Genomic DNA, 2036 nt, shown 5'->3' with positions numbered 1-2036 from the left:
GCCGGTAGTCGACATGCGCCTGAAGTTCGGCATGAGCCGTACGGAGCAGACGGTCAACACCTGCATAATAATCGTCGAGATAAGCCTTGACGGCGAAAAGCTCGTAATCGGGGCTCTCGCGGACTCGGTCCAGGAGGTCATCGAGATAGAGCCCGGGCATATTGAGCCGCCCCCGCGCATAGGCACGAGGCTCAATACCGAGTTCATAAAAGGCATGGGCAAGAGGGATGAGCAGTTCATAATCATCCTTGAGATAAACAGGATATTCTCAAGCGACGAGCTTGCCCTTGCCGGCGACATGAGGGAGGCCTCTTAGAGAGCCCGGTTCCACCCTGGTTTGGCCGTATAGCGCCCGTTTTCGTTCATCGGACGTGCCCTCGGATATGCATATGGGTAATCTGAGGTTAGACCGGGAGGGTTTTCGCCGGAGGCGAAGACGAGGGCAGTATGGCTTCAAACGAAAGGGGACGGAAATGAAGCTTTTAGACAGGATAAGCATAAGGAATTTCCTGACGGGCCTCGTTGGCATACTGGTCCTGGTGCTCGCGGCGCAGTCGGTTGCGAACCTGGCAAGCGCATACGGGAGCAGGAAGGAATTCCAGAGAATAGAGCTGGCCAACAGGATATCGGACGATATCATAACGGCGGCGGGGTTCCAGGCACAGGAGCGCGGCTTTACCGCAGCCGCGCTCTCGTCACTGGGCGCCGCTGAAGGCTCCCTTCTGCAGGCCGTGAAGGACGTCAGGTCGAAAGGGGACGCTCCGCTGGAGCGGGCCTTCAAGGACGCCGACTCGCTCGCCTTGATAGACCCGGCCAACACGGCTTTTAAGGCCGCTCTGGCGAGCGCCAAGAACGCTCACGCCAATTTCGATTCCGCGAGGAGGAGCGCCGACGCCAATTTTTCGAGCGCTTCCAGGACATTCACCGCAAAAGAATGGATCCCGGCCGCGACCGCCTTTATCGACGCCGCGGCGGAGATGAGGACCGCCGCGTTCGCCTCCACAGCCAGCAAGGAGACCCTCGGCGAGGCCCTCCGGATGAATATCGAGCTCAAGCAGGCGGTCTGGCTCGTAAGCGAATATGCCGGAAGGGAGAGGGCCACTCTCGGGTCGTTTATAGCTGGCAAGAAACCGGTAGACGCGGCTACCCTGGAGAGGCTTAACACCTTCAGGGCCATAGTCGACCTCAATGTAAAGACCATCCTGAAGCTCAGGGCTTCCGAAGGGTCCAGGACAGGGGTAAAGAGCGCCGTCGCTGAAATGGACAGGCTTTTCCTCGACTCTTTCGAGAGGGTACGCGAGTCGGTGTACAGCGCCGCCTCGACAGGCAAGTACCCCATAGACGGCGGCGTCTGGCTTGAGAAAAGCACCGAGGCCATAAACGCCATACTGGCTGTATCGGCGGCAGTAGGCCGCGAGGTCGGGGAAAAGGTCGCAGCAGACATGCGCTCGGCCCAGATCAACATGATAATCTCCATCCTGGTGCTCGCGTTCGTGGCTGCGCTGGGGGTTGCTTCGCTCTTCGTCGTAAAACGGAAGATAATCGTACCGGTCAATTATGTCCGGGACCTCATGACGGACAGGCTGGCGAAAGGCGACCTGACTATTGAAGTGGAGGTTAAAAGCTCCGATGAGATCGGCGCCCTGCTGGCAGCCATGAAGAACATGGTCTCCAGGCTCCGCGAGGTAGTCTCCGACGTGAGGGCCGTCTCGGACAACGTCGCAAGCGGCGCGCAGGAGCTATCAAGCGGGGCCCAGCAGATATCGCAGGGCTCGACCGAGCAGGCGGCGTCCATCGAGGAGACCTCATCCTCAATGGAGCAGATGAGCGCCAACATAAGGCAGAATACCGACAACGCGCAGCAGACCGAAAAGATAGCCCAGAAAGCGGCCTCGGACGCGAAGGAGAGCGGGCAGGCGGTCTCCGAGACCGTGGGCGCGATGAAAGAGATAGCCTCGAAGATATCGATAATCGAGGAGATAGCGAGGCAGACGAACCTCCTTGCCCTGAACGCCGCCATAGAGGCCGCGAGGGCC

The 2036-nt window shown here is 59.3% G+C and carries 2 protein-coding genes; both read left to right on the top strand.

Annotated elements, in window-relative coordinates; all coding sequences use genetic code 11:
• Positions 1–316, top strand: a 316-nt coding sequence (locus K8I01_12245; protein ID MBZ0221187.1) for a chemotaxis protein CheW, incomplete at its 5' end; no start/stop codon positions are given.
• A 661-nt stretch (positions 317–977) separates the two neighbouring features.
• Positions 978–2036, top strand: a 1059-nt coding sequence (locus K8I01_12240) for a HAMP domain-containing protein (GenBank protein MBZ0221186.1), incomplete at its 3' end; no start/stop codon positions are given.

It is taken from the genome of Deltaproteobacteria bacterium (assembly GCA_019912665.1).
Taxonomy (GTDB): Bacteria; Desulfobacterota; GWC2-55-46; order GWC2-55-46; family GWC2-55-46; genus UBA5799.
Note: the sequence above shows the minus strand (reverse complement) of the source record. Positions and strands in the feature narration are given on the sequence as shown.